The 26,320-nt window shown below is 35.6% G+C and carries 21 protein-coding genes and 1 pseudogene; 20 read left to right on the plus strand and 2 right to left on the minus strand.

The genetic code is table 11. The annotated features are described in order from the left end of the window. Positions 1-288 precede the first annotated feature (288 nt). Positions 289-567 (minus strand): transposase, encoded by a 279-nt coding sequence (locus tag AC1HCU_RS06195; RefSeq protein WP_480370379.1) that lies wholly within the window; start codon positions 565-567, stop codon positions 289-291. Positions 568-867: 300 nt separating this feature from the next. Between AC1HCU_RS06195 and AC1HCU_RS06200 the strand changes: the two genes are divergently transcribed. From AC1HCU_RS06200 to AC1HCU_RS06280, 17 genes and pseudogenes are all read left to right on the plus strand, one after another. Next, positions 868-2,352, plus strand: a complete 1,485-nt coding sequence (locus AC1HCU_RS06200; protein WP_480370382.1) for a SusC/RagA family TonB-linked outer membrane protein — start codon at positions 868-870, stop codon at positions 2,350-2,352. A gap of 25 nt (positions 2,353-2,377) precedes the next feature. Then, positions 2,378-2,677: a transposase gene (locus AC1HCU_RS06205; protein WP_091907933.1), complete on the plus strand. Its 300-nt coding sequence runs from the start codon at positions 2,378-2,380 to the stop codon at positions 2,675-2,677. Continuing rightward, positions 2,674-3,567, plus strand: coding sequence for an IS3 family transposase (locus AC1HCU_RS06210; RefSeq protein WP_480370385.1), 894 nt, complete (start codon positions 2,674-2,676; stop codon positions 3,565-3,567). The genes AC1HCU_RS06205 and AC1HCU_RS06210 overlap by 4 nt, the downstream gene beginning before the upstream one ends. Positions 3,568-3,641: 74 nt before the next feature. Next, positions 3,642-5,426, plus strand: coding sequence for a SusC/RagA family TonB-linked outer membrane protein (locus AC1HCU_RS06215; protein WP_480370388.1), 1,785 nt, complete (start codon positions 3,642-3,644; stop codon positions 5,424-5,426). 11 nt (positions 5,427-5,437) lie between these two features. Next, positions 5,438-7,291: a RagB/SusD family nutrient uptake outer membrane protein gene (locus tag AC1HCU_RS06220; protein ID WP_480370390.1), complete on the plus strand. Its 1,854-nt coding sequence runs from the start codon at positions 5,438-5,440 to the stop codon at positions 7,289-7,291. A gap of 36 nt (positions 7,292-7,327) precedes the next feature. Next, positions 7,328-8,695 (plus strand): BT_3987 domain-containing protein, encoded by a 1,368-nt coding sequence (locus AC1HCU_RS06225; RefSeq protein WP_480370394.1) that lies wholly within the window; start codon positions 7,328-7,330, stop codon positions 8,693-8,695. 243 nt (positions 8,696-8,938) lie between these two features. Next, a complete protein-coding gene (locus AC1HCU_RS06230; protein WP_480370397.1) occupies positions 8,939-9,247 on the plus strand; it encodes a hypothetical protein in 309 nt (102 codons plus the stop codon). A 38-nt stretch (positions 9,248-9,285) separates the two neighbouring features. After that, a complete protein-coding gene (locus tag AC1HCU_RS06235; protein ID WP_480370399.1) occupies positions 9,286-10,119 on the plus strand; it encodes a CHAP domain-containing protein in 834 nt (277 codons plus the stop codon). Positions 10,120-10,257: 138 nt separating this feature from the next. Beyond that, complete coding sequence (locus AC1HCU_RS06240) at positions 10,258-10,554, plus strand: transposase (RefSeq protein ID WP_286880050.1); 297 nt, start codon at positions 10,258-10,260, stop codon at positions 10,552-10,554. A gap of 68 nt (positions 10,555-10,622) precedes the next feature. After that, on the plus strand, positions 10,623-11,378 hold the full coding sequence (locus tag AC1HCU_RS06245; protein ID WP_231960459.1) for an IS3 family transposase: 756 nt from the start codon (positions 10,623-10,625) through the stop codon (positions 11,376-11,378). A gap of 296 nt (positions 11,379-11,674) precedes the next feature. After that, entirely contained in the window at positions 11,675-12,943 is a 1,269-nt protein-coding gene (locus tag AC1HCU_RS06250) for a hypothetical protein (RefSeq protein WP_480370401.1), read from the plus strand. Between the two features lie 6 nt (positions 12,944-12,949). Then, complete coding sequence (locus tag AC1HCU_RS06255) at positions 12,950-13,783, plus strand: CHAP domain-containing protein (RefSeq protein WP_480370404.1); 834 nt, start codon at positions 12,950-12,952, stop codon at positions 13,781-13,783. 21 nt (positions 13,784-13,804) lie between these two features. Continuing rightward, positions 13,805-15,229, plus strand: a complete 1,425-nt coding sequence (locus AC1HCU_RS06260; RefSeq protein ID WP_480370407.1) for a Gfo/Idh/MocA family protein — start codon at positions 13,805-13,807, stop codon at positions 15,227-15,229. A 137-nt stretch (positions 15,230-15,366) separates the two neighbouring features. Further along, entirely contained in the window at positions 15,367-17,583 is a 2,217-nt protein-coding gene (locus tag AC1HCU_RS06265) for an alpha-galactosidase (RefSeq protein WP_480370410.1), read from the plus strand. 542 nt (positions 17,584-18,125) lie between these two features. Beyond that, the gene (locus AC1HCU_RS06270) at positions 18,126-19,778 is read left to right on the plus strand and encodes an ISL3 family transposase (RefSeq protein ID WP_480370413.1); all 1,653 of its coding nucleotides are present in this window, start codon (positions 18,126-18,128) and stop codon (positions 19,776-19,778) included. Positions 19,779-19,814: 36 nt separating this feature from the next. Next, positions 19,815-20,534 (plus strand): annotated as a pseudogene (locus AC1HCU_RS06275) (IS256 family transposase); the annotation flags it as partial. 385 nt (positions 20,535-20,919) lie between these two features. After that, positions 20,920-22,470: a hypothetical protein gene (locus AC1HCU_RS06280; RefSeq protein ID WP_480370415.1), complete on the plus strand. Its 1,551-nt coding sequence runs from the start codon at positions 20,920-20,922 to the stop codon at positions 22,468-22,470. 148 nt (positions 22,471-22,618) lie between these two features. On the opposite strand, the gene erm is transcribed toward AC1HCU_RS06280, so the two are convergent. Continuing rightward, a complete protein-coding gene (gene erm / locus AC1HCU_RS06285) occupies positions 22,619-23,425 on the minus strand; it encodes a 23S ribosomal RNA methyltransferase Erm (protein ID WP_332456452.1) in 807 nt (268 codons plus the stop codon). A 232-nt stretch (positions 23,426-23,657) separates the two neighbouring features. Between erm and AC1HCU_RS06290 the strand changes: the two genes are divergently transcribed. From AC1HCU_RS06290 to AC1HCU_RS06300, 3 genes are all read left to right on the plus strand, one after another. Further along, positions 23,658-24,323, plus strand: a complete 666-nt coding sequence (locus AC1HCU_RS06290) for a KilA-N domain-containing protein (protein ID WP_480370418.1) — start codon at positions 23,658-23,660, stop codon at positions 24,321-24,323. Positions 24,324-24,696: 373 nt separating this feature from the next. Then, entirely contained in the window at positions 24,697-25,188 is a 492-nt protein-coding gene (locus AC1HCU_RS06295) for a putative signal transducing protein (RefSeq protein WP_332456457.1), read from the plus strand. A 280-nt stretch (positions 25,189-25,468) separates the two neighbouring features. Further along, positions 25,469-26,083: a Vat family streptogramin A O-acetyltransferase gene (locus AC1HCU_RS06300; RefSeq protein ID WP_332456458.1), complete on the plus strand. Its 615-nt coding sequence runs from the start codon at positions 25,469-25,471 to the stop codon at positions 26,081-26,083. The last annotated feature ends 237 nt before the right edge of the window (positions 26,084-26,320 follow it).

Consider the following 26,320-nt stretch of genomic DNA (forward strand, 5'->3'; position numbering starts at 1 on the left):
TAAGAGATAATCTATATGAGCACGACGAATATAATGAGTTTAAAATAGTTTATTGAAATCACAAACCTCCACTTTCCACTTTAAATAAACTGATAATCAGTTTATTATCATTCAGATCTTTGACATCATTGATATCTATATTGGTAAATAGTTCATTTATCTAAAAGAGAATTTGCAAAATATTGTAAGTTGTTCGGTTGATTTGTAAATCATGTTCTAAAGTTATAACTAAACAATATGCGATAATTGCGCTATATATTTGGATTCTAACAGCATTCGGATAAGTTCTCAAAAAATTTGATCTTTAGATACTCTTTTAATCCATTTGAAAAATAGTTCTGTTTGCCAACGTTTCTTATAAAGCATTACAACATGATCGGCTGTTAGTTCAAAATTATTTGTAAGAAATATGAGCGCTGCGTTCTTATCCCTATCATAAAATGCGACTCTTCTGAGGCTTTCAGAATAATCTATAGATGTGTAGAATCCTTTCAAGAAATCTGTTTGACCGATTATGACGTCTGTAGCTTCATCCGCTGTATTACGCGTCATGACTTCAAACTTCAAATCCTTTTTGGTTCTTACTCCAAATTACCAGTTTTGTAATCCGATAAAGATGGGTATAGTCAACATATCCCCTGTTAAAGATATATAGGTACCAACCTCATTGAACATACACAAATTTACCTTTATTTCTTGTCCTTTCATAATAAAAAGGATAAGAATAAAATTCAAATCGTCACGCCGAAAAAAATCCGTAAAGTATAGTATATCAATAATTAAAAAGAAATTTTTCTGATTTTTAGGGAACACGAATAAGCATAAATAAATAATTGAATATAACTCTAAATTTAAATAAATAAATGTATGATAAAACAAAGACATTTTAGCCTAAAAAAGGCTAAGACCAGGAGTGGTTACATAATTATGAAAATGTTTTTTTTATTTTTCTCGTTGAGTGTTAGTATAGGTCTCGCCAGTAACACATATTCACAGTCTACGAAGTTGTCTATTAACATGAAAAATGTAACGGTTAAGCAAGTGTTAGACGAGATAGAGGGAATGAGTGAATTTATTTTTTTCTATCAAGACGCTGCACTTGATGTATACAGGAAAGTTTCTGTTGATGCCAATAAAGAAACAGTGGAACGTATTCTTGACCATGTTCTCAGAGGTACTGATAATACCTATTTCGTTTCCGACCGTTCAATTTATATTTTAAAGGAAAATTCGAGTGGAAAAACTGACCTTATTGAAAACTTAATTGCTCAACAAGAAAAAGAAATTATGGTTACTGGAAAAGTGGTAGATAAACAGAACAATCCTCTTCCAGGAGTGACTATTACAATTATAGGAGAAACAAGAGGAGTTATAACAGATGTCAATGGCTTATATAGTATAAATGTTAAGCCAAATGATAAATTATCATTTTCTTTTATTGGAATGGAAACACAAATAGTAGGATTGAATGGTAAAAAAATAATCAATATAACCCTGAATGACAAAACTACCACGCTTGATGAAGTAACCATTGTGGCCTATGGAGAACAAAAAAAAGAAAGTGTAATTGGATCTATATCAAGTGTTTCAGTAGACGAAATAAGAATGCCTGCCGGAAAAATTAGTACTGCATTAGCAGGTCAGCTCGCAGGAGTTGTGTCTGTTCAGAGTTCCGGTGAACCAGGATCTTCTTCCAATTTCTGGATTAGAGGTGTTAGTACATTCGGTGCAAACAACAGGCCATTGATATTAGTAGATGGTATTGAACGTGATATGGATTTGGTGGACACTGAAGATATAGCTTCTTTTTCTATTTTAAAGGATGCAACAGCAACTGCAGTATATGGCGTAAGAGGTGCTAATGGTATAGTTCTTATCACTACAAAGAGAGGTAGAGAAAGTATGAAGCCTCAAGTCAATGTAAAAACTGAGTATGGTGTTTCTACTCCTACAAAACTTCCTAAATTAGCTAATGGAGAGCAATGGATTGATTACTATAACGATATAAATTTCGACTTGTCACAATCTACTCCCATACCATCTTGGGAAAAAGAAAAGTATATTAATCAATCAGACCCTGATTTATATCCAAATGTAGATTGGTTGGATTTGATATTCAATAAAAATACACCGAATTATAAAGCTTCAATTAATATTACTGGAGGAGGTGAGAAATTTAAATATTATGTATCAGGCAATTATTATAGGGAAGGCGGAATGTATAAGACATTCAAGAATCCTGAATATGATAACGATGTTAACTATAACAGGTTTAGCTTTAGATCTAACGTTGATGTAGACATAACAAAATCAACGTTTGGAATTACTAACTTAGCCGGGACACAGAGTTAAGCATAAACGCTTATTTTTGTGTAATATGAGAAAACAAAGAACACATTTTGACAAAGCATTCAAAGAGAATGCGGTCAAACTCAGTTTAGAACGCAAGAATGTTTCCGAGCTTGCACAGGAATTGGGTATTGCCCCCTTTCTTCTATATCGTTGGCGGAAAGAATACCAGCAGAAAGGTGAAGCCAGTTTTCCCGGACACGGAGTCCAGTCATTAAGTGAGGACACCAAAAGGATTGCTGAACTGGAAAAACGTCTGGGTGAAGCTGAAACGGAGCGGGACATATTAAAAAAAGCTTTGAGCATCATCTCCAAGAGAGATCGTTGATCTATCTCTTTATAAAGGAATACAACTCGAAACAATGGACGATCGAGGTGATGTGTAAAGTACTGAAAGTGCCCAGGAGCAGTTATTACCGCTGGCTTAAAGATCCGGAGGGCGCGCGTAAGCGTAAGTATATGGAGCTGGACGAAAAGATCAGGGATGCCTATTTTGCTGCCAAGGGACGCAATGGAAGCCCCCGGCTGGCGAAGGATTTGCAGGTATCCGGAACTCCCGTCTCGAGAACCACCGTAGCATGCCATATGAGGGAAATGGGCTTGCGCAGCAAACTCTCGAGACGATTCAAAGTGACGACGGATGCCTCTCACAACTATAAGGTTGCACCAAATCTGCTGAATCGCAGGTTTAATCAGAATGAGCCTGTGAAAGCATGTGTCTCTGACCTGACCTATATTCCGTGTAAGGATGGGTTTCTTTATCTGACCTGTGTGCTGGATCTTTTTGATCGCAAACTGATCGGGTGGTCCATAAGCGATCATATGAATGCCTCCCATACCGTAGTCCCGGCCATAAGGATGGCCAATAGGAACAGACCTTTTGCAGAAGGAATGATATTCCATTCTGACCGGGGTATCCAGTATGCCTGCAAACAGACTGTCAACCTTTTGAAATCCTTGAAGCTGGAACAAAGTATGAGTGGAAAGGGAAATTGTTGGGATAATGCTGTGGCTGAAAGTTTTTTCAAAACTTTCAAATCTGAATTGGTCTATGGTACCAAACTCAAAACAAGAGAGCAAATGCGCTTGCAGGTATTTGAATATATTGAATCCTGGTATAATCATAAAAGGAGATTCTCAGCATTGGGTAACTTAACCATTGATGAATTTTGGAATCAGTATAATCTTAAAAAAGAATCAATTAAAAATGTCGCTTAACTTTTTGTCTCAATTAAGTTTGCAAGACCACACCTGTTTATTCAGATGGTTCACTTGCTCAGGGTAGAGTTGGAATGAACCCATATTATTCTACAAACTACACCGGTTATTCGAGGGATACATGGTTCAACACACAGGCGTTAATAGGTGTTACTCAAGACTTCTCAGATATTATTACTCCCGGATTAAAAGCAAACGCTAAATTTTCGTGGGATGCTGTGAGTTCTAATACGATAGATCAGCGCCGTTCGCCTAATGCTTTTTTGGCAATAGGTAGAGATCCAAATGGTGAATTGATATTCAATCAAACGGTGGAAGGGTCTAATTATCTGACTTTAGCTCGTTCAAACAGAGGAACAAAAACAATAAATTTTGAAACTTCTGTCACATATGATCATTTGTTCAAAGACATTCATAGAATAGGAGCAATGTTCCTATTTAGTTTACGTCAACACCAAAACGATTTTCCTGCAGATTATATAGCAGCAATTCCTTATAGAAATAATGGTGTTGCGAGTCGTTTGACTTATTCATATAAAGACAAATATTTCACTGAGTTTAACTTTGGGTATAACGGTTCTGAGAACTTTTCTCCGAAAAAAAGATTTGGATTTTTCCCTTCAGTAGCAGTGGGATACTTAATAAGCAATGAGAAATATTTCGAGAACCTTTTACCAGTTATACACTTGTTGAAATTAAAGGCATCGTATGGTATTATTGGTAATGACCAAATTGGTGGAAATCGTAGATTTGCATTTAACTCAGAAATGAACGGATCCGCAGCCGGATATCCGTTTGGTAGTAGTGGACAAGGTACACGGACTGGAATATCAACCGGTTATCCAGGCAATCCTGATGTGGCATGGGAAGAAGCAAAGAAATTTAACACGGGTATTGAGTTTGGTTTCTTTAACTCGCTTAAAATTGTCGCAGATTATTTCTTCGACAGAAGAGAAGGAATATACATTCTACAAGAGGGTGTACCTTCAGTTGTGGGTATAAATGTTCAACGTTATGTGAATTTGGGTAAAATGCAAAACCAAGGTATAGATGCTTCGTTGGAATATTATAAACAAGTTAATAAAGATCTATTTGTTTCGTTGCGAGGTAATTATACCTTCAATAGAAATAAAAAACTATATGACGATAAACCCACTCCAGTTTGGGCATATCAAGAGGAAATAAATGAACCTTTAAATCAACAAAGAGGATTAATAGCATTAGGACTATTTGAATCTGAATATGAATTAAATAACAGTCCTATTCAGAAATTTAGTAATCCTAGAGTAGGTGATATAAAATATAAAGATATTAACGGTGATGGAATTATCGACCAATTTGATAAGGTTGCAATAGGACGTACTACAATACCAGAAATGAATTACGGTTTTGGAGCAAGTATAAATTGGAAAGGGTTTGATATTTCTATTTTTTTCCAAGGTGTAGCAAATGTTACACGAATTATTGGTGGAACTTCATTATATGGAGCCACCGGTAACATACTAGCAGGAGGGCAGATTTTTGCTGATATTGCAGATAACAGATGGTCATTGCATAATACTGAGAATGCAAAATATCCAAGACTGTCATTAACACAAAATCAAAATAATAATGAACCATCAACTTTCTGGCAAAGAGATATGAGTTTCTTACGATTGAAAAATGCAGAATTAGGATATACTCTTCCCAAAAATGTAAGTAACAGATTTGGAGTTTCAGCTATAAGATTCTATACGCTTGGAGTAAATTTAGCGACGATAAGTAACTTCAAACTTTGGGATCCTGAATTAGGGACAAATAATGGATCAGCATATCCTTTAATGAAAACAGTTAACTTCGGTTTAAATATAAACTTCTAAAATAGTCTAAAATGAAATCAAAATATTTATATTATAATTTTATACTTGTCTTATTGTCAGTGATTTTTGTTCGCTGTAATGATTTTCTGGAGGTTAATCTTAAAAATCAATTAACTTTAGAAGAGACATTTTCCAAGAGGACAACGACAGAAAGATATTTAGCACATGTTTATTCATATCTTCCAAACGAATTTGATGGCTTGGCCGGAGAAGGGGCTGTAACAGCTAGAAGTGATGAAGCATTGTGGTCATGGCCTTATGGTTCGTGGAATACTTATAGATTGGGTACGTGGGGTGTAGCAAATACCGACTATCATAATTGGGAGAATAGATATGTAGGAATAAATCAGGCTACAATATTTATGGAAAATGTCGATAATTGTATTGAGTTAAGTGAACAGCAACGCAGAATAATGAAAGCGGAGGCGCGTTTTTTAAGAGCTTATTTTTATTTCACACTCTTTAGGCAGTATGGTCCTGTATATATATGGGGAGATCAAAACTCTGACAATTATGTTAAACCAGATACACTTGACCGACATACTGTTGATCAAAATTTAGACTTTATAATATCAGAATACGATATGGCAATTTTAGATCTTCCAGAGACAATTACCGATCAGTCATGGTATGGACGAGTAACTAAAGGGGCGGCAATGGCAGCTAAGTCAGAACTTACATTGTACGCTGCAAGGCCTTTGTTCAACGGGTGTGATCTTTACAAAGGTAAAATGAAAAATATAAGAGGTGATTATCTTTTCCCTCAGACTTCAGACCCCAATAAATGGGAAATAGCGGCAAAAGCGGCAAAGGATATTATAGATTTAAACCAATATTCATTATACGAATATGACGGAGAAGCTACAAGTCCATTTCAGAAGGCTATAAAGTCTTGTCAAGGAGTTATATTAGATAAGTGGAATGATGAACTTATTTGGGGAAAATATATAAGTGATGCTTATCACTACAGAACTAGATGCTTACCAAAAGGAGCGACTGGTGGCCCATGGGGAAATGCTGGATATGGTATGTCTTTGAAACTTATCGATGCTTATCCAATGCTTGAATCAGGGCGCTATCCTGTTGTAGGTTATCAGAGTAATGGAGAGCCAATAATAGATCCAAAATCTGGATATGATATTAAAGGTTTTACTGATAACTGGACACATCCTCTTGATGATTTTGCAACTCTTAGAGCCAATAACACATACATAGGCAGAGATGCTCGCTTTTATGCAAATACTTTGGGTCATGGAATGTATTGGATTAATAGATATAAAGGTATAATCCAAGTGACGTACCATTCTACAGGTACTTCAGCTTATAGTCCACTAGACGACTGTTGTAAAACGGGTTTCTTGTGGAGAGGGTTTCTCGATGCAACGGATAACTATGCAGAAGCTAAATTTGGTAACATGGTATGGCCTTTCTATCGACTTGCAGAGATATATTTAAATTACGCTGAAGCATGTAACGAAAAGCCAAGTCGAAATGAACACGATGCTTTATTGTCTGTAAATTTGGTTAGAGAAAGAAGCGGACTCAATAAACTTGAAGAAGCGTATCCAGAAGTTATCGGTAACAAAGAGTTGTTGAGAGAATTAATAAGGAAAGAGAGAATGGTTGAATTAGCATTTGAATGTCACAGGTATTATGATGTTAGGACATGGATGATTGCAAAAGAAGAGTCTAACCAACCTAACTTTACGTTAGATCTCACATCCACAACTTATGACGAATCTTGGAAACGTACAAATAAGGTATTCCCAGGTAAACTGGTTTTTGAAGATAAACATTATCTTTTCCCAATTCAACAGAATCAGTTGAGTGAAATGGTAAATATTACACAAAATTATGGTTGGTAAAATAAAATAGGTCTAACATTTATTTAAAAATAAATTATGAAATATATACTAAATGAGCTTAATGTTGTTATTCAACTAATTTTGGCCGTTGTATTACTTGTATCTTATTCTTGTGAGGATAGTCGGATGCACAATATGGTTGATGATAAAGTTTATATTTTGAAAAGTGGTTTTGTAGAAGAGGATATTTTTACAGATAACTCTCCATATCACTTTTATGTTGTTAAAAGCGGTATCACAGGTATGGAAGCTGCAGTAGAATTGGTAATCGATGAAGAACCAATGTTAATCTATAATTATAATAATAATACTAATTATAAGATGTTGCCGGAAGATACTTATACTATAGAGTCAAGCATCATTAATTTTGGTCCGAACGACTACAAGAAATCATTCCCTATAGTTTTTAATACTGAAAAAATTAAAAGTTTGAAGGAAACCAATCAAGTTGAATACGTACTCCCTTGTAGAATTAGATTATTGCGATCAAAATCAGAAGCAGAAGTCTCAGATTCATTACATATAACAACTATAATTCATCCGAACATAAAAGATGCTTACGTTGAATTTCCTGAAACCAATGATGAGGTTTTGATGTTTCCTAATTCTGATAAAGAGATCGATTATTATTTAAAAGTTCATACTACATACCATAACACATCGGATGTTATAGTAAGAGTAAATTTTGATGAGTCCTTGGTGGTGAAATACAATTCAGAAAATAATACAACATACAAGTTGTTACCTGAGTTGGCGTATACTAATAGTTTATCTAACAATTCATTGACAATACCTGCATTATCTAAGGAGCAATTTATTAAATTTACTATTAAGAAGTCTGCCTTTTTAGATGAAAATGGAAATTATTTGTTCGGTGATTATATTATACCGTTGCAATTAACTAGCACTTCTGGAGAAACTGTAAATGAAGAGAAGTCAGAATTCTTATTGTTTGTTTCCTTCTTGCCAATTATGATTGAAAAGAAAGACTGGCAAGTAATAGAAGTTTCTGATGAGGAAACATCTGCAGAAGATGGAAAAGCAGTTAATGTCATAGATGGTGATTATAATACATGGTGGCATAGCAAATATTCTAAACCTTTGGCTCAGATTCCACATCACATTACTTTATATTTGGCTAAAGAAGTTACGTTGACGAAAATACATTTATTTAAGAAAAAATCAGCGTATAGGTCAGACACGAAAGGTGGTGAGTTTTATGTAAGCCTTGATAATGAAACTTGGACAAAATTAAGTGATTGGAAATATGCAGACTTAATGTCATATGATGAAATGTTTGAGGTGACACCAACACCAGCAAGATATTTGAAAATTGTTTTCACAGAAAGTAACAGAGCTTCATTTTCTAATTTGGCAGAAGTGGATCTGTATGGAATATATTAAAAATAGATAATCGATTAAATCAATAGTGAGGCCAACATCCAATTAACTGAAACAATCAATGCTTTATATAATGAAATATGACACGAAAAAGAAGGTTAAAAACTTATTATCAGCATCTTTATAATAATTCCAAACACTGTAAAGATGGGTAAAACCAGCATATTTAACCAATATAGGAGTATCTGTAGTTATGTTTCAAATAAACTAACTACTAAGTTAAACAAAAGTTTAAAATTGTTCCTTATGGAGACATTAGTTTTATACATAATTATCCCCAGCAGGATTATTTCCCTTCAAATGGGAAGGTATGGCATATCTTGTAAACAACGATTTCGCCAGAACTTCTCGAAGGATTTTGATTGGCTTATCTCCCTGTCAGAAAGGATATTATCCGGTTATCGTAAGGCAATAACCATTGATTCCAGCTATATATCCAAGTCAGGAAAGTGTTCTCCTTGGATTGGTCACTTCTGGTCCGGCATAAAGCCTAACAGAAGATTAAATGATAAACTTATTAAAAAAATTGTTGATTTTGAGTCAATTGCGGCATGACTCTTATACTAAATATTTAACGAACTATTGATTAAATAATGAAGAAAAAATATTATTATTTTATATTTTTATTAGCGTTTTCTACTAATTTGTTGTTCAGTCAAAATAATGTTAGTCGATCTGACGGTATTGGTTACAACTATTTAGGTGAAGATCATAGGCCATTTATGAGATGTGAGCAATATAGCGATAAAGAGGCTGAAGATTTGAAATTGTCTTTTAAACACGTAATTGAGAAGGCCACAACGACACGTCAAAAAGCCATTACTGCTGCACATTTTCTTGCAACATTACCTTATGCAATTCCTTTTGGTTATGAGTCTCATGAAGAAGGGTACGAGCTGGCATGGAAATATACACGAAAAGGTTTATTTTTAAATACGGTAGTGGAAAATGGGCGTTTGTATCCAGCCTGGGGATGTGATGTTCTATCATCTGGATTAGCTGATGATTTCAGAGCGTCTTTAAATAAGTTAGGAGACACATATAAAGTAGGTTTTCACTGTTCTTCTTTTATTAGATGGTGTCTTTACAATGCAGATGCAGTGACACAAAATATATTAGAGGGATCCTGGGCTAACGATTTTGGAAATTTTCCAGGAAGCATAAAGGTCCCATTAAAAGAAGGATTGGAGCAGATGAAGCCAGGTGATTTGATGTATTTTCCGGTTGATGAAAGAAATGGACATATTGCCATGATAATAGGTATAAAAGGTGATATAGTAACATTTGCTGAAAGTGCTTTATGGGGTGGTGATCATAAAGATAATAGAAATGGCGTGCGCTGGCGCGTATTTAATATGAAAACCACAAATTACGACACCTACAGATTTAAATGGTTAATCCGTATGGATAACATTTATAAAGATTAGAAATATTAATAATTAAACTATTTGTTATGTCTAGAATAAAAAACACATTTTTTGCACTAATATTATTCAGTCCAATTATAATACTCCCCGAAATTTGTACCACGAACTAAGCAAAGATTAAATGCTTATATTTGTGATATGAACAAGTCAAGAAGAAAACATTCAGCCGCCTTCAAGGCAGAGGTTGCATTGGCAGCGATCAAGGAACGCGAGACGTTATCTGAGTTAAGTGCCCGTTATGGTGTTCACCCCACAGTGATCAGCACGTGGAAAAATGAGTTTCTGAAACGTTCAGAAGAAATCTTCTCGAAACAAGGTCCCAAGAGTGAAGCTGACTTTGAAAAGGAGCGACGGGAGCTCTTCGCCAAGATAGGTGAATTGGAGATGCAGCGGGACTGGTTAAAAAAAAAGTCGAAACAGTTGGGCTTGGAATAATTGAACGTCGAAGCCTTGTATCGAAAGATGATTGTATAAGCCTCCAGAGCCAATGTGATCTGCTGGGGATCAGCAAATCCGGTCTTTACTATGTGGCAAAAGGAGAATGTGATGCGAATCTTGAGATTATGAAGAAAATGGATAAACACCATCAGGATCATCCCACTTACGGAGTTCTGCAAATGCAAGACTACTTGTTGGCACAGGGTTTACGGGTCAATCCCAAGCGAGTGAGACGACTCATGCGCAAGGCGCAGATAATAGCTCAATATCCAAAGCGAAATTTGAGCAAATTGGGCCTATCCGACTATATCTATCCCTATCTGCTTCGTAATCTTGATGTAGACCATCCGAACCAGGTCTGGGAGATTGACATCACGTACATACCCATGGACAGGGGTTTCATGTATCTAACGGCAATCATAGACGTGTACAGTCGTTTTATTGTTGGATGGGGACTTCATAACAGCCTTCATGGAGAGAACGTGATTGAAGTCCTTGACGGGGCAATAGATGAGCACGGTGTGCCCGGGATTATCAACTCGGATCAGGGAAGTCAGTTTACCAGCCCGGCGTGGGTGAACAGGCTCAATGAACTTGGAATCAGCATCAGCATGGATGGCCGTGGCAGGGCAACGGACAACATCTATATTGAACGGTTCTGGAGGACATTGAAACAGGATTATGTTTACCCGTTTCCGGCAGAGAACGGCACCACACTCTGGAAAGGGATCCGATGGTTTGTGAATCATTACAACAAGGAGAAAACCCACCAGGGTGTGGGTAGAAGAACGCCGGAAAGCGTGTTCCGGTTAAGTGCATAATTTTTTACTTGTAAACAAATGTACATGCACCAAATGAGACATCAAGCTAAATCCCTGACGGGTTTTGGGAAAAATCTCCACTCAAAAGGAGTTGTATTTTTTCCAAAAAGCTTGACTTACTCATTTGCTTCAAGAATGGCTGGTTTACAAGTAAAAAAACGATAATGTGAAAAAATTCGAGAACAATATTTTAGTTAAAAACCCCGCTTAATCGGTACAGAGAATAGGGAGTACTAAAAATAATATTATTAAATTGCACCAGTGAGGAACCATTGGAGGATATCAAGTACAATGAAATGAAATATCAATTGTCGGTAAATCCTGATAAAATAGAGAAATTTGACTATCTAGGAGGAGAAAAGACATTGACTATTAAAGCAGAAGAAATTGTAAAGAAATTTGTAAACGATGTTTATCAACCTAATAGTGATGAAATAGTTAACGCAGATTTTGAATATTCTTTAGAGGGTAGTGATGGTTTCACTGCTTCCAAGGAGAATTATATGATTAAGGTTGAAGTTACAAAGAATGAATCTGATGAACGTACAGCAGAGCTTTTTGTATTTTTAAAGGATAAACCCTATTATAATACTACTATTCAGCTTTTTCAAGAGGCATCACCGGAGTTTTTCATATATGAATTAATATTATCGGTTGAGGATATGCTTATATTTACTTCAGAGGGTGGAAGTAAGAATGTAACTATTACAGCTAATGAAAAGCATATGAAAAAAGAAGGAGATGATATTGTTGAGTTAGAGGTCAAACAAACGCCATTCAAAATAGAGTTAACTGGAGATGTATTCACGAAAAACTTAGTAGGTAATACTCTCACTTTAACTACACCTAAAAATGATTTAGGTTATGTAGAACATATGGGTGAAATGACTATAACTTTAGATAAAGATTCAACAAAGACAATAACATTAGCACTAATACAGAAAGGTGTGCCATTCCCTAAGGATCACCCATTTCCTCTATTAGCCGAATACAATGTAGGGCCAACACCTAAAGTTTTTACAGACAGTCATGATAACGACAGAAGTGGGTTATATATTCAGTCAACCGCAGTGAATGTTTGTCCAGATGGTTGGCGTCTTCCAACTTATGAAGAACAGAGTTATTATTCACCTGGAAACGTTAATGATAGAATTGGGATATATGGTAAAGAACTTGAATATAAAATTATTAATAAAACAGCATACAAATATAGAAAAATTGGCGCATTTACTGAAACAACACCTCCCAATAACACTTCTAGATTAGAAATAACAGCTCGTTATTTGGGTGACGTTGCAATTCAACCAGGTCTTATAACACAGAAAGAGTGGTGGGATTCTAATAACAGTGGCGATGTAGTTCGTTATTTCCCAATGCCAGGTCGTCTTCAAGGTGGTAAAGTAAATAGTTTTGGTGCCAGAGCATTCTATTGGTCTAGCTCAAAAAATACTAGTAGTGGTAATCCTTACCATATGAGTATAAATAATTGGGATATATATGAAAATTCGGGCTATGATGGTTCAGTTGGAGGACCTGCTCGTTGTATTAAAATTGTAAATAATTAATTGAATATGAAAAATATGTATGAGAAAATGTTATATGTTTTTGTATTAATCACACTATTCTTTTCTTGCTCAAAAGAGTCAGATAAAGTTGTAAACGAGATAGAAGATAAAGATACCTTCACAGGCTACAACTATACAGGAATTGATGATCGTCCATTTCTTAAATGTGGGCAATACTCAGATGATGATATAAATAAAATAAATCAGGCTTTAGCTAAAGCTATAGCACAAGCTCCAAATAAAAGGGAGAAAGTAGTTGCTGCCGCTAACTTCCAGGTCACTATGGATCATGTAGTGCCTTATGCGTACGAGCCTGGAGGAGAGGCTTATAAGCTAGTATGTCGCTATTCAAGAAAAGGCCTGTTTTTGAAAAATATAGAAGAAAATGGCTACCTATACCCAGCATGGGGATGTGACGTAATAAAACCTGTTGATTTTAAACAAGACGTAAAGAACTTAGGACAAACTTATGCAAACGGATTGCACTGCTCCTCATTTATCGGTTGGTGTTTAGTTAACGGTGAAGTTTCTAAAGCTGAATTGGTTGATAAAACATGGGCAAATGGTTATCGGGTATTTCCAGGGAGCAAAGAGGTTCCTCTCAAGACTGGTAGATATGACATTAAACCAGGAGATTTAATGTGGTTTAATGGACACGTTGCAATAGTTATAGGTGTAAAGGGCGACATTGTTACATTCGCAGAAAGTGCACTTTGGGGAGGAAATCACACTGACCAAAGGAATGGTACAAGATGGCGCACCTTTAATCGTGAGACTGAAAACTATGATACTTTTAGATTTAAGTCTCTAATTAAGATGGATGGAGTATATAACAAATAAATACATTTAAAAGAGTAATAAATGGCACAAAGTAGAAGAAATTTCATAAAAGGTTTAACACTAGGAACAGTAGGATTAAGCGCAACTAATATATTGGCAAATGTAGATTCAAGTGCTATATTGTCATCGAGTAAAAAAGAGGTGAGAAGGCAAACATTCAATATGTGTGGTTACCGTGCGCCAAAAATTAATAAAGTAAGAGTTACATTTATTGGCGTTGGATCTAGAGGAAGAAGTAATCTAAGACAAATGACTTTTTTAGAAGGGGTTGAAATTAAATCGATTTGCGATATCGACCCTTCTGCTATTGATAAAACTCAAAAATTATTGTCCGACCAGAAACTTCCAAAGGCAAAGGTATATACCGGTAGTGACTACGCATGGAAAAGAGCTTGTGAAGATACTGATATAGACTTAGTAAGTATTGCTGTTCCGAGAGGTCCTTTACATGCAGCTATATCTATCTATGCAATGGAGCAAGGGAAACATGTTGCTGTTGAGGTCCCTGCAATATTCACAATTGATGAAGCTTGGAAGTTGGTAGAAACATCTGAAAATACGAAGAGGCACTGTATGATGATGGAAAATTGTTGTTATGATTTCTTTGAATTGCTAACATTAAATATGGTTCGTCAGGGCTATTTTGGAGATGTCGTTCATGCAGATGCTGCATATATACATTCTTCAGGTGGAGCTGATGGATTGGTTAGCGAAAAATCTAGGATTTGGGCACTCGAGGAAAAACAACGACATAATGGTAATCTTTATCCAACTCATGGCTTAGGTCCTGTTTGCCAAGCAATGAATATTAACAGGGGAGACAAGTTTACTTACATGGTATCTATGTCATCAGATGACTTTATGAGAGGTAAAGCAGTGCATGAAAAAGCAAAAGAAGACCCATACTACGAAAGATTTGATGGCAGTAATTTTTGTGGCAATATGAATACGTCCTTAATTCGTACAGAAAACGGTAAAACTATTATGCTACAATACGACGTAACAAGTCCAAGAGTATACTCCAGAATACATATGCTAAGTGGTACAAAAGCAGCATGTATGAAATATCCACTTCCAGCTAGGATTTCTATAAAAGAAAAATGGTTGAATGATGCAGAGATGAAGGAGCTAGAGGATAAATATACGCCAGAAACGTTGAAACGTATAGGGAACATGGCAAAGAAAGTTGGAGGCCATGGTGGAATGGACTTCTTAATGACATGGAGGTTAATTGACTGCCTTCGCAATGGACTTCCTATGGATCAAGATGTTTATGACGCAGCCTTATGGAGTGTAATTTGGCCATTAAGTGAATGGTCTGTTGCTAATAAATCAAAACCTGTTGATGTACCAGATTTTACTCGAGGTGCATGGAGAACCAATGAGCCAACAGACGTATCTTTGTCACAAGGTGGTTCAACATTAGTGCGTATGGAATTACTGTAGATTAAATAAAATTTGCGTAATAAATTGGCATATAGTTTATTTTGAGTACAATTTTATCACATTATATTTTTAGACAAATACACATTCAATTGAATGTGTATTTGTCTAAAATTTTAACTATCTAAAACAAAAAACAAATGAAGAGGAATATTCATAAATTTTCAATAGTTCTACTATTTATTTTTTTTAGTAATGTCGTTTTATTTGCTACTAGCCAATCAGAACTAATAAAATTAAATACGGACAATTTATCTTTAGTATTTGAGGTAGATGAAAAAGGGGTGTTACTTCACAGGTATTTTGGAGAAAAACTAATAGATTCATCTCCATTTTTATCAAAAAAATCATATCGTTCTGTCGAATATGCAACTAAAAATGAAGTTTATTCGACCGCAGGAGGTAAAAATTTTAGAGAACCGGCTCTACGTGTAACACATTTTGATGGTGATTTGAATACAGAGTTAGTATTTGAAAAATTAGAAAGAGAAATTTCGAAGGATAACAATACTGAAATTGTTACCATTTATCTTAAAGATAGGAAATATCCATTTAATGTATTACTTATTTTTAAAGCTTTTAAAAAAGAAGATGTTTTTACAATGTATACAGAATTCAGCAATAACGAAGATGGAGATGTTGTTTTGCATAATTTTTATTCCTTTTATTTACCAATTGATGCAAGAAGATATTACCTGACTAAATTTTATGGTATTGCCACAACTGAAATGACGGCAGAAGAAACACCTCTACCTCATGGTGTTACGTCTATTGAAAGCCGAAAGGGTATTCGTGCTACGCATAGTGAAAATCCTTCTTTCTTATTATCACTTAATAATCCGCTACAGGAGGATGATGGAGAGGTAATTGCTGGGGCTTTGGCATGGAGTGGCAACTATAAGTTAAATTTTGAAATAGACGAATTCAATACTTTGAATATATCAGCTGGTATTAATCCGTATGCATCAGAATACCATTTAGCTAAAAGAGAGAATTTTATAACACCAGAAATGGTATTTACTTATAGTTCAAATGGTGCCGGCGATGTCTCCAGAAATTTGCATGACTGGGCAAGGAAGGGTGGCTTATATGACCCTAATGCGATTCGCCCTATAGTTTTAAACAGCTGGGAAGGCGTGCATTTTTCTTTTACAGAAGAAAAAATAATGGAAATGATTGATAATGCTGCTGAATTAGGAATAGAAGTCTTCGTATTGGATGATGGGTGGTTTGGGAATAATTACCCAAGAAATAATGCCACAATGGGATTGGGAGATTGGCAAGTGAACAAAGAGAAATTACCTAACGGAATTGACTATCTTGCTAAATATGCAGTTAGCAAAGGCCTAAAGTTTGGAATATGGATTGAGCCAGAGATGGTAAATCCTAAAAGTGACTTAGCTAATGAGCACCCAGAATGGATAGTTCAAGCAGAAGGTCGTGAAATACCAGTAAGGCGTAATCAATGGGTATTGGATTTAAGTAATATCGAAGTACAGGATTTTGTATTTAATGTTTTTGATTCGGTGATGCAAATGTCGGATGATATATCATACATCAAATGGGATGCAAACAGGCATCTTGAATCGGTTGGCTCTACTTGGTTGCCTTCAGACAAACAGTCGCATTTTTGGATTGAATATGTACTGGGCCTTTATAGTGTCTATGATAGAATTCGGGAAAAGTATCCAGATGTTATAATACAGGCCTGTTCTTCTGGAGGAGGAAGAGTAGAGTATGGCTCATTAAAATATCATCAAGATTACTGGACAAGCGACAATACTGATGCATATAGCAGAGTTTTTATCCAATATGGTACAAATTTAATTTATCCGGCTATTTCAACTGGTGCGCATTTTTCTCACGTGCCAAACAAACATACTGGTAGGGTTATTCCTCTAATGTTTAGGATGGCTGTAGCAATGACAGGTAGACTTGGGTTTGAGATGAAGTTGAGTGATCTTAACACTGGAGAAAAACAAATATTGAGAACATCTATAAAACAATATAAAGAAATACGTGATATAATTCAATTTGGTGATTTGTATAGAATAGTTTCACCATATGATGACTCCGGTTATTATTCACTAATGTACGTAAGTAAGGATAAAAAGAGAGCTGTGTTTTATGCCTTTTGCCTAAAATATAGGGGTTATCTCTCTGTAGTTAATTTTAAATTAAAGGGTTTAGATTCAACTAAAACTTATCATGTAAAAGAACTTAACAATCTCAAACCATCATTTTGGGCTAATGAACTGAATATCAATGGAGACTTTTTACTAAAAGAAGGCTTAAATCCTAATTTGCAAAATATTTATCAAAGCATAGTTTTATATTTAGAAGATGTGAATTTATAATAAATATTATGCCCTTACCATTGCAAATTCCGTTTCATCCTGACCCCTCGTTCCAGAATACTGACCCCTCTATAACTTCATCCAGAGAAGTAATATTTTAAATGGATAACAGGGGGTCAACCTGCCGGAATGTCTGCAACCTGCCGTTCCGACATATTGACCCCTTCGGGTGCTGAAGGTTTTCCTCTATTTGAATTGTTTATGTTTACAGAAACATAATCAATATCAAGATGGCAAGGACAGCAAAAAGCATCAGTATGATCAAACAAATACTACGTCTACACAGACTTGGAGTAAGCCCCCGATAAAATACCCATTTTAGCGTAAATGGTTTTTTCCGATCTTTGCCGGCAAACGTATTTTCTATGAAGCCTTGTAAACAGGAATCAAAAATGGTTCTTCGTCACTTTTGGTGGCAGTGAAAAATATTGCTAATTTATAATATATATACCTCATATACAGATAAATAAACCTTATAAAATTAGGTTTGTTCGATATTTATGATTAACTTTAATGCATTGTGTATTAAATGTATAACATAAATGAAGAGGGTTTTAGAAAGCAAGAAAAATATCTCCTTACGGTCATTGATACAGCTTCCAAGAGTAAAAGTGAAAGGAATCTCCATGAATGAAGATCAGTTGTTCATATCAGCAGAAATTGCATCCAAATATGGTTTTTGTCCTTTATGCGGTTCAAGGAGTAAACGTCTTCATAGTTACTATTGCAGGAAGTTGCAAGATCTTCCAATAATATCCAGATCCGTCAAGTTAGAACTTAAAGTAAGAAAGATTTTCTGTGACAATCCAAAGTGTTCGAAAAAAGTGTTTTCACAACAATTGTCTGATAAAGTGGTCCCATATTCACGCAGAACATCACGAGCCAATGACAGACTACTCCATTTAAGCAAGGAAACATCATCAAACAAAGCTTCATGGATTTCAGAGCAGATGCTGCTACGGGTCAGCTCCTCAACGTGTCTTAGAACCATACACAAATGCAATGTTTCTCCTCCTGCAAAAATGACACATTTGGGAATAGATGACTGGGCATACCACAAGGGGCATACCTATGGTACGATAGTCGTAAATAGGGAGACAGGTAAAACAGTAGAAGTATTAAAGAGCCGGGAAAAGGAGGATATAGCAGAGTGGTTACGACAGTATCCCGACATCAAGACCATCACACGTGACCGGGGCGATTGTTACATCCAGGCAGTCAGTGAAGCCCTGCCTGATGCAATCCAAATTGCCGATAGGTTTCATTTGATAGTGAATTACTCCGATCATGTCAGAAATACAGTCAAAAAACTTATATCCAGACTCAAAATAGGAATAGCATTAAAAAAAACGGGTATTCAGGACAATGATGACATTATAATTCAAAAGATAATTGATCTTAGCGCCGCTTCTGCTGTACAACCTGATGAAAATAAGTCCTCTTTAATACGGAGAGTAAGGGATCTTTATAAGGAAAACTATTCCATGAGATCGATTGCCCAGATATTACAAATTGATTTCAGAACTGTTCATAAGTATATCCACATGGAAAAAGACCAGATCCTTACAATAAGAAAAACATTCGTTAACTACACGATGTATCTGGATGACTTGATTGATGGATTTCGTAAAGGAGAAAGTATCAGTTTGATTTTCAGAAGGATAAAAGAAAAGGGTTTCAAGGGTTCTCTAAGGGGATTAACGATCCGTTTTGGTAAGCTATACAAAGGCCGTATGGAAAGAAGAGGGTCTAGTGTTTCAAAGAAGGAAACCATAAAGTTCCCGAAAATATTTTCAAGTAGAAAAATCAGTATTTATCTTACTAATAAAAACTTTGAAAGAATATTATCCCCAGTTGAAATAGGATGGTATGAACATCTTAGAAAAGAAAATCCAATTCTTCAAAGTCTTTGGAATTTGTCAGAAAACTTCAGATCAATTTTTACAGAGCGATCCATAATGAAATTCCATGAGTGGATTCAACAGGTCAGGCAATCTGATTTCAGGGAGTTAAAAAACTTCGTATGTGGTTTACAAAAGGATTTAAAAGCGATTGAAGCATCCATAATCTATGACTTTAACAACGGAATAACAGAGGGTTGTGTAAACAGATTGAAGAATATAAAGAAGCAGATGTATGGAAGAGCAAGTTTTGATTTACTTAGAAAGAAAGTAATTCTTTCAAAATGGGGATAACCACCAAAAGTGACGAAGAACCATTCCTAGTTACCGTTAACAGCCATCCACTACAAGGTTATGGATGATAAAAACCGACCGGTTACCCGCGCCATTTACAATGTGCTCGGAGTTGACCGCAACGGGCATAAGGATCTGCTGGGAATGTATATTTCCAGGAGCGAAGGTGCTAATTTCTGGCTCTCGGTACTGACTGATTTACAAACTCGGGGAGTACGGGATATTTTAATAGCCAGTGTGGATAATCTGACCGGTTTCTCCGATGCGATCAATAGTGTGTTCCCGGAAACCATCGTTCAGAGCTGCATTGTGCATCAGGTGCGAAACTCCCTAAAATATGTTGCCGGCAAATACCAAAAAGCCTTCATGAAGGATCTCAAGCCCGTTTATCAGGCTGTAAGCAAGGAACAGGCAGAAGTGGAGCTGGACAATCTGGAGTTGAACTGGGGCGAACAATATCCACTGGTGATTAAATCCTGGCAGGACAACTGGCATAAACTATCGGCCTATTTCCAGTATACTGACGCCATCCGGCGACTGGTCTACACCACCAACACGGTGGAGGGATATCATCGTCAGATTCGCAAGGTGACAAAAAACAAAGGGGTTTTCACGAATGACACGGCGTTGGAAAAACTGGTTTATCTGGCCTACCGCAATATCCGCAAGAAGTGGACCATGCCCTTGAAAGACTGGGGACAGGCGGCCCAGCAACTGGCTATTCTTTTTCCGGATAGATTTAAACTTTTCGATTAAATTTTTATTGATAATGGCGATTCAATAATTTTCATTAGTTTTGTGGTGACCAACAAGACGATGGCGATGCTTTGCATCATTGGAACATAAAAACGATTAGGGGATCGACCCCTAACCGTTTTTGACCAACTAAAACTCAGGTCTCAGCATTACCCATTAGAAAATGACGTTGAATTAACAATAAAATTAAAACCTGACACAGTTTAATTTACACAACCCTATAACAGGCGTTTGGCTCAATGGCGGGTGAAGAAGTTAATTGAACATTCTACCTCGCATCAAAATTTGTGGTGTATTGACAGTTTTGAGCTCCGAAATCCGCCACTGCGCCAAGCGCCAAAACGTTAGCGGCAAGCGTACGTGCGGAAAATGAAAGTAAAATAAAATGGAAATGTATCAATATATACAGATATTGAACCAATCTAATAAGAAGTGGTTTTTCTCGAAAGAAAATATCGAGGAAAAGCTACTTGTTGTGTCAAAAATTGGAGAAAGCGGTTATCCGAGTTTAATTCCATACCTGATTCCTTATTTGAAACATTCTAATAAAAATCTTCGGAACAAATGCTGCGAAACGATATTGTTTCTTTTCACGAAAATTGACAGCAAAAAAGGATTTTACGAATCAATCAAATATTGTCAAATTTCTATTGATGACATTGATTTTTATGAGAAAAAATTTCCCAAAGAAGAATACTTGAATTTATTGGCAATCAGTTCTTTTAATTCAAGCGGATATATAAGAGAAAAGGCTGTCAGAAAATTAATAGAATCAAAATCTGAAAGAACAATTCCATTTTTGATTTATCGTTTGGCTGATTGGGTAAAGCAAGTTCGGGACGTTGCCTTGCAAGGATTTGAATATTTCAAGCAAAGCGAATTTATTGATTCGCTGTTGGAAAATCTTCCTCTATTTGAGTGGCTTCAAAAAGTGCAAAGAACCGATTTGAGTGGATTGTATAATGAAGTCGTGAATTTCATTATCTGGGGAAATCGTGAATACATTCTCAAATCGTTCAAAAAGTATCCCGAAAAATTGAGAATAATAATTGCAAAATATTTATCTGAAACCTATTCAGACAATTATCAAGAATTGCAGTTGCTTATTGCCGACAAACATTTCTTGGTGCGAAGTTTTGCAATAAATCACTTTGACAAATTAGCAAAGAATGAAATCGAATTATTACTGAAAGACAAATCGGGAAAAATCCGTTATCAAACTCTTTCTAAACTAAAAGATTGCGATACTTTCAGCGACTTGATTTTGAATTTTATCGCAGATGAATCTGGTACCGTCAGAAATTTTGCGAGATATTCTTTGAAAAATTCAAATCTTGATTTTGCGGAAATATACAGCCAAAATCTACAAGAGAAAAAGCAAATTATTGGTTCATTAAACGGATTAGCCGAAATTAACGCAGTAGGAAAAGTTAGTATAATAGATCAGTATTTATCGAATCCAATAATTAAGGTTCAAAAAACAGCATTTTTCGCATTACAAAAATTAGATAACGAGAAAGCCTATTCATTTGCAGTTGAAAATTTGAGTGTAAAAGCAACAGGACTTAGAAATATTATAATCGAGTTTCTGTCGCATAATGCAACAAGCGATGTTTTGAAAAAAGCAAGAGAAATTTATAAGCAAGATAACCAAGATTTGAAAAAATCAATGTTGAAACTGTTTTCAAAAATTGGCGGTTGGTCTGTTATTGCAGATTTGGTAATCGGCACGATTGATAATGATGAAACAATTAGAATTCTGAGTGCGGAATCTATTCGGAATTGGAAACGTCAAGTAACAAATTTGTTTATCATTCCAAAACAAGAAGATATAGAAAATGGAAAATCAGCATTAAGTCTTGCTTCTAAAGTTCTTGAAGAGAAAAAATATTTTAAAGAAGACCCGTTAAATGAACTTGAATTTTATATAAAATAAAGAATGCCAGCCAATAACAAGCGGTTTGCTGTAATGCGGGGCGTGAACATTTGTGAACCCCGCACTACAACAAGCTGCCGAACCGTTATGTGCAAGCAAAAACAACACTCTCCCCAAATGAAAAAGCGTTGTTCTGACAAAAACGGATTTACTTTTTTGGGTGAAATTTATCGGGTACGACTTTTAACATTTCAACAAAACATTCTAAAAATTGCTGTGCAGACATCGTGCAAACCGAATTATCCAACTTTAAACCAGACTTTTCAGAAAGTTCCCTAACTTGTTGTTTACGAAAGATTTTCTTCAAAGCCGTACGTGCCGGCAAATCAGGGAAATGAAGCATAAAATAAAGAAAATCAAGATATTTTTCTTTCATCTCGACACCGATATTTTCACACTTCTTTTTACTGATTTTTAGTAATGCCGACTTAACCGTTGGAGGCGGCAGAAAACTTTTCGGACTAATTTCATACATCAATTCCAACCTGAAAAATGTATGATAAAAAACAACATACGGGTTGAAAAACTTTTGCTGAACAAGTTTTTGAGCGGGTTCTAATTGCATAATCAAACAGCCTTGCGTAAAATATTCCAGATTCGTGAACATCAGCGATTTCAGAATATCGGAAGTGATTCCGTATGGTATATTAGAAACCACTTTAAAATGCTTTTGCGGAAACGAAAACCGCATATAGTCGATTGCTACAATGTTGACTTTTTTATTACATCCGAATTTCGACCTGAGTTCGGATACAAAACGCCTGTCATTTTCAATAGCTATCACATTGTCAGAGTTTTTAGCTAAATGAACAGTCAAAAAACCGAGACCGGCACCAATATCTAAAACCAAATCTTCTTTTTGCACGTCAGCCAGCCGAATAGCATCATTTATTAATCGGGTGTCTATTGTAAAATGTTGACCTGTAAACCTTACAGGAACACGATTTTTTTTCATTATTAATTTCTTTTGGATGAATACTTGACTCAAATCACAGAAAGTGAAAGACAGTATTAACCATCAGAAACAGCAATGAAATTACGACACTGATTTTAGAATAAAATAGTGGCTGTAAATCATAGACTAATCGTCTAGAAAAAATATTGATTTAAAAAAATAAGGAAGGACTGTCTCTCACTTATATAAAAGTCCAAGGTCTGCTGAAATACATGATGAAATAATTTAGTTTATGACAAAAGTACAAAAAAAATTGCCATCACACAACATCGGCTTTGCAAAAGCGGGGGCAAAATTCCCTGGCGTTGAAGATTTTCGCACTTTAAGTCGCAAAAAAACATTTAGTTTTTTTATTTTTTGTAAGTTTGAAAAACGAAAATGGTTTTTGCTCGAGTTCGTATTTATAGAAAGTTTTAAATTTCTTAGCCCCGCTTTCGCAAAGCCGTTAACCGTTAGCGGTCATTGTAAAACGAGAACCGATAGCGTATCAAACACGCAAAAAACAAATTTTATGGCAAAAGGAAGAATACTACAAGTCAAAGCATTCGAAATAACGGTTATCAGTCAGCTGAATACCGATTATATCAGCCTCACGAATATGGCTGTTACTTTTCGAGAAGGTAGCAAAAAGACTGGCAAATGGATAACCAACAATAATAATATAGAGTATCTTGGCGTTTGGGGGAAAATAAATAATCCCGATTTTAATTACCCCGAATTCGGGGTAACTGGACAAGAAGCAGGCACAAGCAGATTTATAATGTCAGCTGGTCAATGGATTGACCGGACAAAAGCCGTAGGAATGCTTGTAAAAGCCGGACGCTACGGAACAAGAAAAGTAGCTATCACACAAATGAAGTCGTTACTTGCAAGCAACACAATGAAAAAACTGAGATGAGTAAACAACGAGCCACTAACATCCTATTGGCAAGCGGGCGACAGCATGGCAGGATAAAGTAGTAATTAAACTATGTCGATAAAGATAAAAGCAAATCAGATTGTAGGATTGATGTTTACAGTAATCAATTTATTGTGGATAATCTACCAAACTTATTTCTTTCTTGCTTATCGACTAAAAAAAGATGTATTATGGCTCATTATGATTCGCGAAGGGATATTGATTACTAATGTAATAATAGGTTGCATAGGAGTTTGTTTAAGTTTGTCATTGCTTGGGAACAAATTGGAAATGAAATATTTTTTGATTTTCGAGGCTATTCTTCTATTGATAGAATTTTATTTAATTTAACAGTCTGAGTATGGTTTTCAAAATGAATAATACAGAGAAAAAGATAAACGAGAAGTTTGTTACGGTTTTAACTGCAACTTTTGGATATGAAATTGCGATAATTCGAGGCAAATTAGAATCAGAAGGAATTACTTGTTTCGTGCAAGACGAATTAACAGTTCAAGTCAATCCATTTTATTCAAATGCGATTGGAGGAGTGAAACTTCAAGTCAGAGAAAGCGATTTAAACCAAGCTATTGAAATTTTGAAAGAAACGGGATATATTAAAGATGATAATTTGCAATCGCCAGAAGAGTTGTCTCGTTTTGAAAATTATTCTGATGAGCAAGAGGAAGTAAACGATGAAGCAAAGGTATTTTGTCCATTTTGCGGTTCAAACGAGATTGTTAAATCGAAGAAGGCAGGTTGGTTCTTTTTAACTACTTCAATACTGTTTGCGACTCCTACACCGTTTTTTCAAAAGAGATATTATTGCTTTGATTGCAAACAAGAGTTTAAACAAAAAAGAAAATGATTAGTCGTTACCAGCAGGTAACGAGCGGTTTCACGCAAGCTGGACAGCGGTATGTCGAGAGATAACAATAGTAAACGTTAAAGAATAAATACATGAAAGCAAATACATTGAAATTAAATTACCTACCATAAAAGAACAAGAGCGAATTTTAAGATTATTTGGACGCGATAAAGATATTTTCAAATTGGATCTTATAGAAAAATATAATGCAAACTTATACGGCTGCTAACACGTTAGCGGTCATTTATAAAAGATACCCAACACATAGATTAGGACAGGAATAGGTCCAGATAAAAACGAAAAATATCCACTAAATGGACAAAAGAGACTATGTTTTCTTAAGAATACTATAACGAATCCCAATATTATAGTCGGAGATTACACATATTATGACGATTTTGAAGACGCCTTGAATTTTGAAAAAAACGTAAAGTATCATTATGATTTTATTGGAGATAAGCTAATTATCGGGAAATTTTGCATGATTGCACCGGGAGTGACTTTTATAATGAATGGAGCCAATCATCAACAAAAAGGGGTTACGACATATCCGTTTAGTCTTTTTGGCAATGGATGGGAGAGAGTAATGCCGACATTACATGATTTACCAATAAAAGGTGATACCGTTATTGGTAATGATGTGTGGATTGGTTCAAATGTTACCATAATGCCAGGAATTCGTATCGGTGATGGAGCAATAATTGCGACCAATTCGACAGTAACCAAAGATGTTGCACCTTATGCAATAATTGGGGGCAACCCAGCAATTGAGATTAGAAAGAGATTTTCTGATATTAAGATAAAAGAATTGTTAGAATTACAGTGGTGGAATTGGGATATTGAAAAGATAACAGAGAGTCTTGGATACTTAACTGGAAAGAAAATTGAAAAATAAAAACGCCCGCTAACACGCGGTCATAAAACATAGCGGTTTTAGTGCAATTTGCAGCTCAGTTCCCGCTGGTAAGGTCAGTAACGAGGGATAGGTTCGCAGCCACGAAATCCACTACGTTTCATACCGTCAACCGTTAAACTAAACCTGTCGGTAAATTAGAATAATGATAATTTTGAAAAAAGTGAGTAATATATTAGTCCAATTTTCCGAAGAATTTAAAATTAAAATGGAAGAAAA

The organism is Proteiniphilum sp. LBM24028 (assembly GCF_056629195.1).

Bases quoted from the DNA above. Each gene is read 5' to 3' on its own strand.
- AC1HCU_RS06200 (WP_480370382.1), top strand. From the start codon at position 868: ATGATAAAACAAAGACATTTTAGCCTAAAAAAGGCTAAGACCAGGAGT.
- AC1HCU_RS06205 (WP_091907933.1), top strand. From the start codon at position 2,378: ATGAGAAAACAAAGAACACATTTTGACAAAGCATTCAAAGAGAATGCG.
- AC1HCU_RS06215 (WP_480370388.1), top strand. From the start codon at position 3,642: ATGAACCCATATTATTCTACAAACTACACCGGTTATTCGAGGGATACA.
- AC1HCU_RS06220 (WP_480370390.1), top strand. From the start codon at position 5,438: ATGAAATCAAAATATTTATATTATAATTTTATACTTGTCTTATTGTCA.
- AC1HCU_RS06225 (WP_480370394.1), top strand. From the start codon at position 7,328: ATGAAATATATACTAAATGAGCTTAATGTTGTTATTCAACTAATTTTG.
- AC1HCU_RS06230 (WP_480370397.1), top strand. From the start codon at position 8,939: ATGGAGACATTAGTTTTATACATAATTATCCCCAGCAGGATTATTTCC.
- AC1HCU_RS06235 (WP_480370399.1), top strand. From the start codon at position 9,286: ATGAAGAAAAAATATTATTATTTTATATTTTTATTAGCGTTTTCTACT.
- AC1HCU_RS06240 (WP_286880050.1), top strand. From the start codon at position 10,258: ATGAACAAGTCAAGAAGAAAACATTCAGCCGCCTTCAAGGCAGAGGTT.
- AC1HCU_RS06250 (WP_480370401.1), top strand. From the start codon at position 11,675: ATGAAATATCAATTGTCGGTAAATCCTGATAAAATAGAGAAATTTGAC.
- AC1HCU_RS06255 (WP_480370404.1), top strand. From the start codon at position 12,950: ATGAAAAATATGTATGAGAAAATGTTATATGTTTTTGTATTAATCACA.
- AC1HCU_RS06260 (WP_480370407.1), top strand. From the start codon at position 13,805: ATGGCACAAAGTAGAAGAAATTTCATAAAAGGTTTAACACTAGGAACA.
- AC1HCU_RS06265 (WP_480370410.1), top strand. From the start codon at position 15,367: ATGAAGAGGAATATTCATAAATTTTCAATAGTTCTACTATTTATTTTT.
- AC1HCU_RS06270 (WP_480370413.1), top strand. From the start codon at position 18,126: ATGAAGAGGGTTTTAGAAAGCAAGAAAAATATCTCCTTACGGTCATTG.
- AC1HCU_RS06280 (WP_480370415.1), top strand. From the start codon at position 20,920: ATGGAAATGTATCAATATATACAGATATTGAACCAATCTAATAAGAAG.
- erm (WP_332456452.1), bottom strand. From the start codon at position 23,425: ATGAAAAAAAATCGTGTTCCTGTAAGGTTTACAGGTCAACATTTTACA.
- AC1HCU_RS06290 (WP_480370418.1), top strand. From the start codon at position 23,658: ATGACAAAAGTACAAAAAAAATTGCCATCACACAACATCGGCTTTGCA.
- AC1HCU_RS06295 (WP_332456457.1), top strand. From the start codon at position 24,697: ATGAATAATACAGAGAAAAAGATAAACGAGAAGTTTGTTACGGTTTTA.